Below are 14,905 nucleotides of genomic sequence, written 5' to 3' on the forward strand. Positions count from 1 at the left end.
CTCGTAATCATTGGCCGAGCAGGGTCGATGGCGCATAGGCCGTCGGCGATGAAAGTGCTGCTAGTTCCGGGGCTTTCGCTTGCGGCGCGATCGAAAGCTGCGCCGTTGCCACGCCGACCGCCAACGCCACCATTGCAGCGCCACTGCCAAAGGCGGCGATTGAGGGACCCGGATGGGCCGCGCGCGCAAGCAGGTCCGCGAAGACGCGCTCGTCGAGCGCGTCGAGCGCGGCGGGTGTCGGCGCGGACGCGAGCCCGGCCAGCATGGTGTCGAGAGTGTCCATCAGCCTTTAGCCTTTCATTCTTCGGCCATCTTATCGCATCACCGCTGAACCGTCAGGGTAAAGGGCACGATCGTCTCGCGCCCGTTTGCACGGATTTGCGCAAATAGCTTCAAGGTGCCGGCCTGCTCAGGCTTGATATGGAAGCGAATGACGGGACCACCCCGCTCGGTTTCCAGTGTCGGTTCGGCGCCAAGTGGATGGACGTGCTCGATCGAGTTCCAGTTGCCGGCGAAGGCGACGATATGGCCGAACGCACCCATGATCGGCTGCAAACCGGCGAACGGCTGGCCCGTCTTGCCGTCGGCGATCGCGATCGACCCTTGCGCGCCTTGCCCAACCTTCAACGGACCCGAAAAGGAGAGCGAAAAAATCAGGCCATCGGCCGCAGCCTTCGTCGCCACTGCGCTGCTCGGTTTTGGAGCAGGCTGGTCGCCTGCCACCATTTCGGTGCCGACATATTCCTGCCCCCCGTTCGGTCGGGTCACATCCGCCCAGACCTTGTAGGTACGACCAAAGCGCGGGGCAAAGTCGAACCGCCAGGTGCCCGGCTTCGACGGGTCATATTGCGGATGGATATGCTGATAGTCGCTGAGGCTGCCATCGATGATCAGGAGGTGCAGCTTCTTGGTATGAGCGACCGCCATGTCGTCCGGTCCCATCGACTTGCCAGTGGCGAGATCGGTGAGCATCAGAGCCACAGCTTGCGATCTGCCGACTGCAAAAGGTCCGGCGGGCTTCAAAGCGAGCGACATCGAAGGGGCGCCCTTGCGTTCCTTGCCCATCGCCTGGCCGCCCATGGCCATGTGGTCGCCCGCCGCTGCGGCGTTTTCGGACATGGCATCGGGATTGTTCGACCCTTTGGGCGCGCCGCAGCTAGCCAACGCCACGATCGGGAGGAGTAACAAGACTGGCGAGCTTCTCATGGATCATTCCTCATATGTTAAAAGGCGTCGGTGCTGCCGCTGGCGCGAGCCTCAGCGACGAGGTTTTCAAGGGGCTTACGGCCGTAGAGCCGAAACAGGATCGGCGTGACGAGAGCGTCCAGCAGCGTCGCCGACAGCAGTCCGCCAAAGATCGTGACCGCGACGGGATGCAGGATTTCCTTGCCCGGCTCGTCGGCGCCGAGCAGCAGCGGCACCAGCGCCAATCCGGCGCCGAGCGCGGTCATCAGCACCGGGGTCAGGCGTTCCAACGTCCCGCGCACGATCATCGCGTCGCCCCAGGATTCGCCTTCGTGGAGGACGAGATTGATATAATGGCTGATCTTGAGGATGCCGTTGCGCGCAGCGATGCCGGTGAGCGTGACGAACCCGATCAGGCTCGCGACGGACAGGGGCAGGCCGGCGATCCACAGCGCGACGACCGAGCCGACCAGCGCCATTGGCACACCCGCCATGACGATGAGTGCGAGCGTGGTCGAGCGATAGCGGGTGAACAGGAGCGCGAAGATCATCAAGAACGAGATCGCGCTCAGCCCGCCGATCGTGAGTACCGCCTGTTGCTGCGCCTGATACTGCCCCTCGACGCTGACTGATCCGCCGGGCGGCAACTTCAACTTCGCGACTTCGGCATCGATAACGCCGACGATAGTGCCGAGATTGGCGCCGGGCGCCGCGTTGGCAGACAGCACGATACGTCGGCGGCCATTTTCGCGCAGGATCTGGTTGGGGCCATCCGTTTCGCGGACCTCGGCGAGATTGCGCAGGGGGACCGGACCTTTGGGCGTCTCGATCAACAGGTCGGAAAGCGCAGCCGTGGTTCGCTCACTGTCGGGCAACCGCAGCACAACGTTATACCGACGCAACCCGTCGACGATCACGCTGACGATCTTGCCGTTCGACAGCGTCTCGGCCGCCTCGGCAACCGCAGCGGGGGCGACCCCGTAAGATGCGGCGCGATCATAATCCACCCGGATGTCGAGTTCGGGCACGCGGACTTGCCGCTCGACGGTCAAATCGGCGATTCCCGGCGCGGCGGCGATCCGGGCGCGCAACGTCTCGGCGGTGGTCCGCAACGCATCGAGGTCTTCGGCGAAAATCTTGATCGCGATCTGCGCCTGTACGCCCGACAACAGGTGTTCGAGGCGATGGCCGATCGGCGCGCCGACGGCGATCGACCCCGGCAAGATGGCAAGCTTCTCACGGATCTCGCCGGCGACCTTTTCGCGATCGTCGGTGCCGGGCTTCAACGCCACATCGATCTCGCTGGAATGGACGCCCTCGGCATGTTCATCGAGTTCGGCGCGACCGGTCCGGCGACTGACCGACGCTATCTCGGGAATTTGAAGCAGAAGCTGTTCAGCGGCGGCACCGAGCTTGCTCGATTCCTCCAGCGAAATACCCGGCTGGAAAAGCACGCTGACGACGAAGCTGCCTTCGTTGAACGGCGGCAGAAACGCGCGGGGCAGGCTGTATGCGCCCAGCATTGACACGCCCGTCACGACGGCACCTGCGATCAGGATCGGGCGCGACCGGCTGAAGCCCCAGTCGAGCAGGCGACGATTGGCGGCCTTAAGGCGCCGGACCAGGCCCGATTCCGCCTCGGCGTGCGTCTTGGCGAGCTTGGGCAGCAGATAATAGCACAGGACCGGCGTCAGCGTGATCGAGGTGACCAGGCTGGCGAGGATCGAAATGACATAGGCGATGCCGAGCGGACTGAACAACCGGCCCTCGACGCCGCCGAGGAAGAACAGCGGCAGGAACACCAGGATGATGATCGCGGTTGCATAGATGATCCCGGAGCGGACCTCGCCCGTTGCATGGGCGATCACCGCGAGGGCCGGGCGCGGATCGTCGCTGGCGGCATTCTCGCGCAAGCGGCGATAGACGTTCTCGACGCCGACTACCGCATCGTCGACCAGTTCGCCGATCGCGATCGCGAGGCCACCAAGCGTCATCGTGTTGATCGACAAGCCGAACGCCTCGAACGTGACAGCCGTGATCAGGATCGAAACCGGCAGCGCGGCGAGCGAGATTGCGGTCGTCCGCACGTTGAGAAGGAAGGCGAACAGGACGATCGCGACCATGATCGCAGCTTCGATCAGCGCGCGATTGAGGCTGTTTATCGACGTATTGATGAAGTCGGCCTGACGGAACTGAACACGGTCGGCGCGCAATCCTGACGGCAATGTCGCGGTGACTTCCTCGAGCGCCTTTTCGACCTCGGTCGTCACGGTCAGGGTATCGGCCGTCGGTTGCTTCTGGATCGCGATCACCACGGCGGGCTTGCCGTCATAACCTGCATCGCCGCGCCTGAAGGCGGCGGCGAAATCGACCTTGGCCACCTGCGAAAGGCGGATCGGCCCGTTGGCGTCATTGCCGACGACGAGTTGCTGCAAGTCCTCGATCCGGGTGGTACGCGCGACATTGCGGATGAGGAACTCGCGCTGGAACTGATCGACAAAGCCGCCGCCGGTGTTCGTCCCGAAGGCCCGCACCGCCTCCTCGACATCCTTGAGCTTGACGCCTGCGGCGTTCATCGCCGCGAGATCGGGTGACACCCGATATTGCCGCACCTCGCCGCCGATCGGGATGACCTGCGCGACGCCCGGGATGGCCAGCAGCCGCGGGCGAAGCTGGAAATCGGCGATTTCGCGCGCCTGCATCGGGCTGGCGCGGCCATAGGGGATCGCGACCAGCATAATTTCGCCCATAATCGACGTCACCGGCCCCATTTGCGGCACCGTGTCGGCGGGGATTTGCTCGCGCACCAGCGTCAACCGTTCGGCGACCTGCTGCCGCGCCCGGAACACGTCCTCCTTCCAGCCGAACTCGACATAGACGATCGACAAGCCGATCCCCGACACCGAGCGTACGCGATCGACGCCTGGGACGCCGCTCATGGAGGTCTCGATCGGCCGGGTGACAAGCGTCTCGACTTCCTCCGGCGCCAGTCCCGGCGACTCGGTCAAGATGGTGACGACAGGCCGGTTGAGATTGGGAAGCACATCGACCGGCAGGCGGCTCGCGGCGAAGCCGCCGAACAACAGAAGCGCCGCCGACAGGAACAGGATGAGTATCCGGTTGCGAAGCGAAAAGGCGACAAGCCGGTCGAACATCGCCTAGCGCACCTGTCCGAGCAGTTCCGCGCCCGCTGTCACGACGCGCTCGCCCGGCTTGACGTTCGACAGCAACGCCACCCGATTGGCATCGACCGGGGACGTTTTGACGGTGCGTTGCTCGAACAGCTCGGCGCGAGCCTTGACGAACACCGATTCCAGCCCGTTCGCGTTGGTGATGACGGCACCACGCGGAATTACTGCGCCCGCGACGGGCGCACCGACCGGCGCCTCGATCGTAATCGGCTCCCCGATGCGGAGATTGGCGGCACCGCCCGTCACGCGGAACAGCGCGGGCGCGGCGCGACCGAGATCGACCAGACCCGCGCCTTCGAAAACGAGATCGAAGGTCACGCCGTCGGCGGTCTTGCCGACGGCTCTTGCGCCGGACGACAATGTGCGGCGATCGAACAGATTGGCGCGGACAAAGGTGCGCGACTGATCGACGATCTCGAACAACGTGGTTTCTGCCGGCACGACCTGCCCGACCCGCGCCGCGCTTGATCCGACGACACCGCTGATCGGCGCCACGAGGACTTCACGGGCGCTGCGCGCCTGGCCGAGCGCCGCTCGGCGGCGCTGCAATCCCCGAAGCGTGATCGCCGCCTCCTCGATCTGGCGCCGGGGCACGACGCCATCGAGCCGCCGCAATCGCGCCGCCGCGTTGGCGGCGAGCGCGACCTGCTGATCGAGGTCCGACAGTTCGCGCGCGATGTCGGCGCGGTCGATCGCCTGGAGCGGCGGTTCAATATAGGCAAGAACCTGCCCGGCGCGGACGGTCTGGCCGATCGTCGGAAGGCCCGACGCGGGTGCACCAACCTTGCCGCCGGTCGCGCTCTGGATCAGCCCGCCGCGCTGCGGATCGGCGACGACGGTGCCGGTCAGACTGACCACCGGCTGCGCGGTGCCGCTGACGGCGGGTGACGTGCGGACGCCGATAATGCGCTGGACCGATTTGGGTCCGAACAACTTGCCGTCGGCCGTCCGAACCGCCGCTTCGCCCGAGCCGGCCGGTGCGCCGGGTGCGTCCTCATCGCCATGCGCCAGGGCAGGCGATGGCAATACCGGGATACCTGTCGCAAGCTGCGCGCCGATCAGCAGCGTCAGCCCTGCCGCGACCAGACGCCGTGAGCGCCAATACCACGCCGCCGCGAGCACGATCAGCAGCGCGATCCCGGCGAGCAGCCAAGTCCACGACAATGCCACGCCGCTGCTGGCGGCAGGCTTCGGTATTGCAAGATCACCTGACAGCGATTCAATCGCATCCCCGCGCGTCACGAGGAACGAAAGTTCGTGATTGCCCGGCTTCAACAGTCCGTCATCGGATAACACATAAACGCCGTTCTTGGCGGCCGCCGGAATGGTCTTGCCGTCAAGCGTGACGCTCACATTGGCGTTCGTGACGGGTACATTGTCGGCATAGCCGTCGATCCAGATCGTCAAATCATCAGCCTTGGCCGCCGCCACCAGCTCAAGGGTTTCGGTGGCCGCCTCCATCCGGGGAGCAATCGCTACGCCCGTCGGCGCACTCGCCGCGGCATGATCCTCATCGCCGTGCGCCATGGCGCTCGACGCGCTCAGGGCAAGCGCCATCAGCCCCAGCAATTTCATCATGCGTTTCGTCACGGCAGCACACCCATGGCTTGATTGAAGGCCGAAATCGCAGCGTCGTAGGCAACCTTTGCCGCCGCTAGGTCGCGCTCCGCTTCGGACAGTGTCTGGCGGGCGCGCAAGGCTTCGATGAAGCCGATCTCGCCTTCGCGCTGACCTTTTTGCGTCAGCGCGAACGATTGCGCCAACGCGGATCGACGCGCCTCGGCGGCGTCGAGCGCGGTTTGAGCCGAGCCCAGCCGGCGCTGCGCGGCGGCTTGTTCGGCGATCAAGCGGGCGCGGAGGCGGGCTGCCTCGGCAACGGCGGCGAGCGCTTCGGAGCGAGCGCCGGAAGCGTCGGCGACCGCAAGCTGATTGCGTCCCAGCGGCACGCGTATTCCGAGCAGAAGCGATGTCGCCGACCCCTGTCCCGGACCGATCCGTTCACGGCGCGCACCGACCTGTCCTTCCGGCCGGATGCGCGCGCCATAAGCGAGCGCCCGTGCGCGGGCGTCTGCCGCGATCGCGCGGTCGCTGGCCGCGCGAAGCGCGGGATGATCCTCGATGCTGGAACGGCGCGTTAATATTTCGGGTGTCAGATCGTTCGGCGGGGCACCTGCAAGTGCCGCATAAGCCGCCTCGGCGCGCGCCAGCTCGGCTTCCGCTTGGCTGAGCCGCGCCGCCGCCGCTGCCGTCTCACTTCGCGCCAGCAGCAGATCGCGTCGTGACTCCTCGCCGGCGGCTTCGAGCCTGGCAACCTGCGACCCGGTCGTAGTCGCGATCGCAAGTTGATCGCGGTTCACCGCCACCATCGCCCGAGCACCAGCCAGCGCCCACCAGGCGTCCCGCACCTCCCCTGCAATGCGGAGCTGGGCGGCGGCGAATCCCGAGTCCGCTGCCCGGCCGGTGTTCGCGCCCCATGATCGGATTGCGCGTCCCTCGCCGGGCCAGCGCAAGCCGGCGGATACCGAGACTTCCTGCTCGATCGACCCGCTGCCCCGCGTCAGCACATCGCCTGCCGCCACCGGCGGTCCTGCGAACGGGCCGCGACCGGCGCGCGCCAGCGCACTCGCCTGATCCCTGAGCGCCGGCAGGCTGGCAGCGTCGGGAGACAAGCGGATGGCGATATCGACGGCTTCATGCAGATCGCGAGCGGCGGGCGCGGGCGGCTCCGATTGGGCAAGGCCTGCTGACCCGACAACGATCGTCGAGACGACGATTGCCAGCCGCAGCACCCAATTTGCACCTTGCCCCCGCTGCATTGACCGCACGTCCTCCACTGTAGTTTCAAGACCGATACGCAGCGCAGGGGTTCGGCCCTCAGATTATTCCACTCGCTAACCCGCTCAGAAATTCGCGCCGTCGATGAGGGGAGCCCGGTCGGCGTGCGTAAAGAGATCGAACCAACCGCGCAGGATTGTTGTGATGCCCACTAATCGAACCTTGCTGACGATATCCGCTGTGGCGGCCGCGCTGTTGGCCGGGACCGCCGCGCAGGCGCATTCCAAATTGGTCGCATCGACGCCAGCCGCGAATGCCACCGTCGCTGCGCCGGCCCGGCTCGAACTTCGCTACGACGAGAAGCTCTCGCCCAAATCGCGCGTCGAACTGTTCATGACTGCCGCTCCCGGGAAGGCAGCGGGCAGCCCGATGCCTATCGGCGTCGCGACGACCCTTGGCGGCGACGCGAGGACGCTCATCACAAAGCCACAGAAACCGCTCGCCAGGGGTAGCTATCTAATCGCCTGGCACGCCATCGCCACCGATGGCGACAGAACCGACGGGACGGTGCGGTTCGTCGTTCGTTGAGCCGATCGGCTAGTCGAATAGCCGCGCCGTGCAGGCTCGCGGAAAGGAAATTCCTCAGTCGTACGGCTTCTGGGCGCCGGACAACTGCCTGGGCTGCATTGCGACGACAGGACCGCAATAGTCTTGTGAGCGGCATGATAGAGTGTCGATAAGACGGGGCAACGGGACACTGGATCATAACAGCGTTGCCATCGATCGGATCGGACCTTCCGAACTGATTTCCATCCAGATCATTTGCGCTCGATCGACTCGATCTCCGCAGTCTTGCCGTCCCACCGGAAGCTGAACTTAACCCGGTCGCCAACCTTAAGCCCGCCCGTCTGACCATCCTTGGCGGAAAAGCCCATCGTCATTGCAGGCCATTGCAGCTCGGTTACCGGGCCATGTGAGAGCGTGATCTTGCCGGTGCTCGCATCGATGGCGGTGACGGTACCCTCACCGTTGCCGATCTTGGGCTCGGTCTGCGCCTCGGCGGCATGCACATTAGTGCCAGGGCTGGTGTCGGGATTGCCACAGCCAGCCAGCATCAGCGGCAGGGCGATAGAAATGATCTTTTTCACGAAAATACTCCTTCATCTCCAGGTCGAAAGCGGGTGCGTCGACGCATTAGCAGATAGGCTGCCGGGATGACGAGCATCGACAGAAGCGGGGCAGTCAGCATCCCGCCGATCATCGGCGCGGCGATGCGACTGGTGACCTCCGAACCCGTGCCGGTTCCGATCAGAACCGGGAACAACCCGGCCAAAATCACGGCCACGGTCATTGCCTTGGGCCGCACGCGTAGCAGCGCGCCCTCGCGCACCGCCGCCTCGACATTTTCGGCTGACGGGTCCGCACCGCGCTCGGCAAGCGCGTGCTTGAGGTAGATCAGCATGACCACGCCGAACTCCGCCGCGACTCCCGCCAGCGCGATAAAGCCGACTGCGGTCGCCACCGACTGGTTGTAGCCCAATAGCCAAAGCAGCCAGAACCCGCCGGTCAGCGCGAACGGCAGGGTCGCCATGACCAGCAATGCCTCGTCGAACCGGCCAAAGGTGACATAGAGCAGCACGAAGATGATGAGGAGCGTCGCCGGCACGACGACCGTCAACCGCTCCCTTGCACGCGCGAGATATTCGAACTGGCCGGTGAAGCTGACGCTGATCCCCGGCGGCAGCTTCACGTCGCGGTCGATCACATGCTGGAGATCGGCGACGATCGAGGTGAGATCGCGCCCTCGCGCATCGACATAGATCCACGTGACAGGCCGTCCATTCTCGCTACGCAGCATCGGCGGCCCTTCGCTGGTCGTGATCGTCGCCACCGTCCCCAGCGTCACCTGCTGACCGCCCGGCGCCAGGAAGCGGAGATTGCGCAGCGCGTCCGCGCTGTCGCGCAACTCGCGCGGATATCGGACACTGATCGGATAGCGCGCCAGCCCCTCCACCGTCTGGCCCACGGTTTCGCCGCCGATCGCGCTCGAGACAACCGACTGGACATCCGCGATATTCATCCCGAACCGGGCGGCGGCAAAGCGATCGATATCGATGTCGATGTAGCGTCCGCCAGTCAGCCGCTCCGCGAGCACAGAACTCACATCGGGCACGGTCTTGGCGACGGCCTCGATATGGCGCGCCGTGGCGTCAATTTGCGTCAGATCGGAACCCGCCACCTTGATCCCGATCGCACTCTTGATCCCGGTCGACAGCATGTCGATCCGGTTGCGGATCGGCGGAATCCAGAAATTGGCGAGGCCCGGCACCTTGACCGCGTGGTCGAGCGCATCGACCAGCTTCTCCGGCGTCATGCCGGGGCGCCACCGGTCGCGCGGCTTGAAGCGGACCATTGTCTCGAACATTTCCATCGGCGCGGGGTCGGTCGCCGTTTCGGCACGTCCCGCCTTGCCGAACACGCTGTCGACCTCGGGGACGGTCTTGATCAGCCGGTCGGTCTGCTGGAGCAGTTGCGCGGCCTTGGCGGTCGAGATGCCGGGAAGGGCCGATGGCATGTATAGCAGGTCGCCCTCGTCGATCTGCGGAATGAATTCGCCGCCCAGTTGCGAGAGGGGGAAGAGGCTGGTCGCAAAGACGAGGCCAGCGATGGCCAAGGTGCGCTTCGGATGAACGAGCACCCAATCGAGCGCGGGCCGATAGAGCGCGGTCAGCACGCGGTTGATCGGATTGGCGCTTTCCGGCGGGATGCGACCGCGAATCAGATACCCCATCAGCACCGGTACCAGGGTGATCGACAGGATGGCGGCGGCGGCCATCGCGTAAGTCTTGGTGAAGGCAAGCGGCGCGAACAGCCGCCCCTCCTGCCCTTGAAGCGCAAAAACCGGAACAAACGACAAGGCGATAATCATGAGGCTGAGGAACAGCGCCGGTCCGACTTCCGAAGCTGCATTCCCGATCACCGCCCAACGGCGGGCGCCTTTCAGCTCCTCATCGGGATGATCGTGCGCCCAGCGCTCAAGATGCTTATGTGCGTTCTCGATCATCACGACGGCGGCGTCGATCATCGCGCCAATCGCAATGGCAATGCCGCCCAGCGACATGATGTTAGCGTTGATCCCCTGCACCCGCATCACGATGAAAGCGGCAAGAACGCCGAGCGGGAGCGTCACGACCGCGACCAAGGCCGATCGCGCGTGCCACAGAAACAGCGCGCAGACGATCGCGACGACGATGAACTCCTCGATCAGCTTGCTCGTCAGATTATCGACCGATCGCCCGATCAGCGCCGATCGATCATAAGTGGGAACGATCTCGACGCCGGCCGGCAGGCTGGCCTTCAGCGTTTCGAGCTTGGCCTTGACCGCGCTGATGGCAGCCCGGGCGTTTGCGCCCGAGCGCAGAACGATGATGCCGCCGGCGACTTCACCTTGTCCGTTCAATTCGGCCACACCGCGCCGCATGTCGGGGCCGACCTGTACGGTTGCCACATCGGCAAGCGTGACGGGCACGCCACCCGCCGTCGTCTTGATCGGCAACGCCCGGAAATCGTCGAGATTGGCGAGATAGCCGCTCGCGCGGACGATATATTCGGCTTCGGCCTGTTCGATCACCGAGCCGCCCGCTTCCTGGTTGCCGCGCCTGATCGCGTCGATCACCGCCTCGTGCGTGACGCCGTAGGCGATCAGCTTGTCGGGATCGAGCACGACTTGGTATTGCCGCACCATGCCGCCAACGGTCGCGACTTCGCTGACGCCGGGGATCGTCTTCAGCTCATAGCGGAGGAACCAGTCCTGCAAGCTCCGGAGCTCGGCCAGGTCATGGCGGTCGCTGCGATCGACCAGCGCATATTCGTAAATCCAGCCAACGCCGGTCGCGTCGGGCCCGAGCTCGGTCTTGGCGCCCGCCGGCAACTGTCCCTGGACCTGGCTCAGATATTCGAGCACGCGGCTGCGCGCCCAATAGAGGTCGGTATTGTCCTCGAACAGCACGTAGACGAGGCTGTAGCCGACGAAGGAATAGCCGCGCACGACCCGGGCGCCGGGCACCGACAGCATCGTCGTCGCGAGCGGATAGGTGACCTGGTTTTCGACGATACGCGGCGCCTGGCCCGGATAATTGGTGCGGATGATGACCTGCACGTCGGACAGGTCCGGAAGCGCGTCGATCGCGGTCGAGCGCACCGCAATGAACCCTGCCGCCGCGATCATCGCCGCAGCGAGCAGCACGAACAGTCGTTGCGCAATCGACCAGCGAATGACGGCGGCAATCACTTGTGGCTTCCCGCAGGAGCCGCGCCGATCGGGCGGACCGGGATGCCGGTCAGACTCGCTTCGGAGTCGAGCAGGAACTGGCCCGAGGCGACGACCTTCTCGCCCTCGGCCAAACCGGCAAGGACTTCACTGCGACCGCCGCTTTCGCGGCCGATCTGAACCTCGGCGGGATGATAGCGGCCATCGCCTGCCGCGAGCATCACGAGCGTGCGCTTGCCGGTGCGGATCACCGCTTCGGTCGGGATCAACAGCGCGCTGCGCTCGCCTTCGCCCAGCGCCACGCGGGCGAACATGCCGGGCCGCAATCGCAGCCCCGGATTGCGCAGCTCGACCCGCACCGTGACGGTGCGGCTGTCGCTCTGCGCGGTCGGCAGGATCGCCTGCACCCGCCCGGGAAAGCGCTCGCCCGGAAAGGCGGCGAGTTCCGCCGTCACCGTGCCACCCGGATGGACCTCGCCAACCCGAGCCTCGGGGACCGACGCGTCGAGCCATACCGATTGCAGGCCGACGATCCGCGCGAGCGGCTGGCCTGCGGCGAGTGTCATGCCAGGTCGCACGTCGAGCGTGTCGATGACGCCTGCTATCGGCGTGGTCATCGCCGTTACGTCTTGAACGCGCCCGCTCCGTGCAACGGCAGCGATCAACCCCGGCGGCATGCCGAGTAGCGCGAGCCGCTGGCGTGCCGCTGCCGCGAGTGCGGCATTGCCGGTGCGCCGAACCGCCAGATATTCGCGCTGCGCGCCGCCCCATTCGGGCACGAGCAACGCGGCTATCTGCGCTCCGGCGGCAACCACGTCGCCCGGTGCCCGGCCATAGCCGCGCTGCACGAACCCGGCGCTGCGCGCTTGCACCACCGCAACGTTGCGCTCGTTGAAGGCGATGACGCCGGTGACATCAACGCCGGTCGCGAGGGTATCGCGCTTCGCTGCGGCGATGCGAACGCCCAGATTCTGCATCGCCGCCGGGTTGATCGTCACTGCCGGGGGGCCGCTCGCACCCGTGCCCCCTGTGCCGCTACCCCCATCGGCATATTTGGGGACCAGCTCCATATCCATGAACGGCGACTTGCCGGGCTTGTCGAACTTCTGGTTCGGGAACATCGGATCGTAATAATAAAGCGGCTGCTTGCCGCCGGCCGCTTCCGACCCGGTGGACGCACCACCATTTGGCGGTGAGGAATAACGACCGCCGAGGAACCCGATCAGCGCGACGAAGGCCAACGCTGCGGCAAGTTGGGAGGCCCGATCTGCGTTCATCTTCACGGCCGATCTCCTCCGTAGCTGAGCGTGATCCGCACCCCGTCGCGCGCCACCTCGGCCTCGCGGTCGAGCAGGTCGACCTCCGCCTCGGCCAGCGCGATCGACGATTGCAGCGCGGTGCCGAGATCGATCCTTCCGGCGGCGTAGCTCGCTCGATCCAGATCGTTCCGCTGGCGGGCCAGCGGGAGCAAAATATCCTGCGCACGCTCAAGCCGCTCATGATGCATCCGATGATCGGCAAGATCGCTCTCGAACGCCGCGATGATCTCGCGTTCGGCATCGGCTCGGTCGAGGCGGGCGCGTGCCATCTCGCTCGCCCTGGCCGCGATCACCGGATTCTGGCGTTTACCCGCGAACAACGGCAGGTCGATCTTGACGCCCAGCGAGAACAGGTTGCCGTAACGCGGCTCGCGATTGCCAATCGATCCGCTAACTTCCCAATCGGGATGCTTGGCAGCCTCCGCCAGACGCATCTCAGCGGCCGCCTGGCCGATCAGCGCGTCCTTGACCTGGAGCGACGGGAGCGTCGCCAGTCCGGCGCGCAGGCCGGCCTCGTTGAGCGTCGCATCCGGCGGCGGACCGACCACCTGCGGATCGGCCTCGCCCGTCCAGCGCGTCAGCTGGGCACGGGCGCTGGCGATTGCCGCCTTGAGATCGCTGCGGCGGTCATCGAGCGCAGCGCGCAGTCGCTGCGGCTCGATCGCCTCGGCCGGACGGGCGGCACCGCTCGCCAGCCGGGCCGGCGCGGTCGTTGCGAGATCATTCAGTCGCTGGCCCAGCCGGTCCAGGATCGCCAGCTGGCGCTCGGCATAATAGAGATCGACCCACGCCATCCCCGCTGCGACACGGACCCGTCGACGTTCCGCTGCGCCCTCGGCATCGGCCATCCCGATATCGGCAGTCGCGCGCGCGGCGCGCGCTCGACGCTTGGCGATGTTGGGCACTTCCTGGCTGATGCCGAGCACGCCCATCGTGAAGTTGTCGCTGTTGAACTTGCCCGCGTCAGGACCGGTAAAGGGAAAGTCTTGCAGCTTAACTTCGAGCTTGGGATCGGGCAGCCGATCAGCGGCAATCGCCGCCGATCGCGCCGCATCGGCAGACGCGGCGCGCGCAGCAATGCTCGGCGCATCATGATCGGCGCGCTCCAGCGCCTGATCGAATGTCAATGGCCCCGCGTTCGCCGGAACCGACGCGAATATTGCGACCGCAGTAATGATCCTTCGGTGCATCATAATCCCCCTTCGCCATTTATGGCTGATCGAGCTGAAACGGCAAAGAGGACCGTCGATAGAAGACGGTCCTTGTGCGTGACAGAATGTCGCCCGATGGACGTCAGTCCATCGGGCGAAGGGGGAGTTACGATGCGCTCGCGGCCATCTCCGGCGTAGCCTTCATGTCGGCCTTTTGCCCGACCGGAACCATCCGGCGGTCGGTGACGGTGGGGACCCAAGTAACGCCGCCGCGGGGGCCGGCATTCCAACGCCAGTGCCCTTTTATAACAGCCGTTTCGACAGGCTTGGCGGGACGGTCGGCTACGCGATGCGCCGTGCCACGCGGGCCGGGCGTGTATTCCCAATGATAGCCATCGCTACCATGGGCGGCGGCGAAAGCCGGGGCGGTGGTGCCAAGGCCTGCGGCAAGCGCGGTCGCAGCGAGAACGATGCTTGAAAAACGGGTCATGATAAGTTCCTCGAATGATGCCAGTCCCGCCGCTCTGGGTCGGGCCGGTTATGTCGCTTGATCCATGCGGGCGCGGGCCATTCGGCAGTCGCGATCCGCATCCGGTAAAGTGGGAGCGCCGTCGGGCGCTTGGGTCAGGCGACGTTTCGAGGAGGAGGATCAAGCCCGCGCGTGGGCTTGGCGATCGTGAACGATACCAGTTGCGGTAACGGGCGAACGCTGAGCTCAATCGCCCGGGCAGAAGGCTGCGGCGCGGGCGTCGCCAGCGCGACGACGCACATCGCGTCGCACGCCAGCATACACGCCTTGTGCTTCTCGTCGCAGCACGAGCCTTTCTTCATGCCATGATCCATCGACGCCATTACCGGCATCGCATCGGCGCACATCGCCTGCGTCGCGAGCGCCGGAACCGGAGCCGCCACGACAAACATCGCCAGAATCAGGATGAGTAGACGCTTCATGGTGGGCTATTCGTAGCACAACCGCTATGAGTTACAAAACAATGCGACTTAGCGCTGTGGACT

The 14,905-nt window shown here is 65.5% G+C and carries 12 protein-coding genes; 1 reads left to right on the forward strand and 11 read right to left on the reverse strand.

Annotation, left to right across the window (positions count from 1 at the left end):
* Positions 1–7 precede the first annotated feature (7 nt).
* From ACLB0R_RS06180 to ACLB0R_RS06200, 5 genes are all read right to left on the reverse strand, one after another.
* Positions 8–283, reverse strand: a complete 276-nt coding sequence (locus tag ACLB0R_RS06180; RefSeq protein ID WP_416642456.1) for a hypothetical protein — start codon at positions 281–283, stop codon at positions 8–10.
* A 38-nt stretch (positions 284–321) separates the two neighbouring features.
* Positions 322–1,119 carry a hypothetical protein gene (locus tag ACLB0R_RS06185; protein ID WP_240885758.1) on the reverse strand — a complete coding sequence of 266 codons (798 nt, stop codon included), beginning with the start codon at positions 1,117–1,119 and terminating at the stop codon, positions 322–324.
* Between the two features lie 104 nt (positions 1,120–1,223).
* A complete protein-coding gene (locus ACLB0R_RS06190; protein ID WP_240885759.1) occupies positions 1,224–4,340 on the reverse strand; it encodes an efflux RND transporter permease subunit in 3,117 nt (1,038 codons plus the stop codon).
* 3 nt (positions 4,341–4,343) lie between these two features.
* On the reverse strand, positions 4,344–5,966 hold the full coding sequence (locus ACLB0R_RS06195; RefSeq protein ID WP_416642457.1) for an efflux RND transporter periplasmic adaptor subunit: 1,623 nt from the start codon (positions 5,964–5,966) through the stop codon (positions 4,344–4,346).
* On the reverse strand, positions 5,963–7,165 hold the full coding sequence (locus tag ACLB0R_RS06200) for a TolC family protein (protein ID WP_416642458.1): 1,203 nt from the start codon (positions 7,163–7,165) through the stop codon (positions 5,963–5,965). The genes ACLB0R_RS06195 and ACLB0R_RS06200 overlap by 4 nt, the downstream gene beginning before the upstream one ends.
* 226 nt (positions 7,166–7,391) lie before the next feature.
* On the opposite strand from ACLB0R_RS06200, the gene ACLB0R_RS06205 reads away from it, so the two are divergent.
* Entirely contained in the window at positions 7,392–7,739 is a 348-nt protein-coding gene (locus ACLB0R_RS06205; RefSeq protein ID WP_240885762.1) for a copper resistance protein CopC, read from the forward strand.
* A 230-nt stretch (positions 7,740–7,969) separates the two neighbouring features.
* Here the strand turns inward: ACLB0R_RS06205 and ACLB0R_RS06210 are convergent, their stop codons facing one another.
* From ACLB0R_RS06210 to ACLB0R_RS06235, 6 genes are all read right to left on the reverse strand, one after another.
* A complete protein-coding gene (locus ACLB0R_RS06210; protein WP_240885763.1) occupies positions 7,970–8,299 on the reverse strand; it encodes a copper-binding protein in 330 nt (109 codons plus the stop codon).
* Complete coding sequence (locus tag ACLB0R_RS06215) at positions 8,296–11,442, reverse strand: efflux RND transporter permease subunit (protein WP_240885764.1); 3,147 nt, start codon at positions 11,440–11,442, stop codon at positions 8,296–8,298. The genes ACLB0R_RS06210 and ACLB0R_RS06215 overlap by 4 nt, the downstream gene beginning before the upstream one ends.
* Entirely contained in the window at positions 11,439–12,698 is a 1,260-nt protein-coding gene (locus tag ACLB0R_RS06220) for an efflux RND transporter periplasmic adaptor subunit (protein WP_240885825.1), read from the reverse strand. Before ACLB0R_RS06220 ends, ACLB0R_RS06215 begins: the two co-directional genes overlap by 4 nt.
* Positions 12,699–12,700: 2 nt before the next feature.
* A complete protein-coding gene (locus tag ACLB0R_RS06225) occupies positions 12,701–13,867 on the reverse strand; it encodes a TolC family protein (protein ID WP_416642459.1) in 1,167 nt (388 codons plus the stop codon).
* A 190-nt stretch (positions 13,868–14,057) separates the two neighbouring features.
* Positions 14,058–14,381: a hypothetical protein gene (locus ACLB0R_RS06230; RefSeq protein ID WP_416642460.1), complete on the reverse strand. Its 324-nt coding sequence runs from the start codon at positions 14,379–14,381 to the stop codon at positions 14,058–14,060.
* A gap of 134 nt (positions 14,382–14,515) precedes the next feature.
* A complete protein-coding gene (locus ACLB0R_RS06235; RefSeq protein WP_416642461.1) occupies positions 14,516–14,842 on the reverse strand; it encodes a hypothetical protein in 327 nt (108 codons plus the stop codon).
* Positions 14,843–14,905 lie beyond the last annotated feature (63 nt).

The sequence above is a fragment of the Sphingomonas sp. GlSt437 genome, assembly GCF_048015635.2.
Lineage (GTDB): Bacteria > Pseudomonadota > Alphaproteobacteria > Sphingomonadales > Sphingomonadaceae > Sphingomonas.

Excerpts from the sequence above, each read along its gene's own strand:
- ACLB0R_RS06180 (WP_416642456.1), bottom strand. The coding sequence starts at position 283 with ATGGACACTCTCGACACCATGCTGGCCGGGCTCGCGTCCGCGCCGACA.
- ACLB0R_RS06185 (WP_240885758.1), bottom strand. The coding sequence starts at position 1,119 with ATGTCCGAAAACGCCGCAGCGGCGGGCGACCACATGGCCATGGGCGGC.
- ACLB0R_RS06190 (WP_240885759.1), bottom strand. The coding sequence starts at position 4,340 with ATGTTCGACCGGCTTGTCGCCTTTTCGCTTCGCAACCGGATACTCATC.
- ACLB0R_RS06220 (WP_240885825.1), bottom strand. The coding sequence starts at position 12,698 with ATGAACGCAGATCGGGCCTCCCAACTTGCCGCAGCGTTGGCCTTCGTC.
- ACLB0R_RS06230 (WP_416642460.1), bottom strand. The coding sequence starts at position 14,381 with ATGACCCGTTTTTCAAGCATCGTTCTCGCTGCGACCGCGCTTGCCGCA.
- ACLB0R_RS06235 (WP_416642461.1), bottom strand. The coding sequence starts at position 14,842 with ATGAAGCGTCTACTCATCCTGATTCTGGCGATGTTTGTCGTGGCGGCT.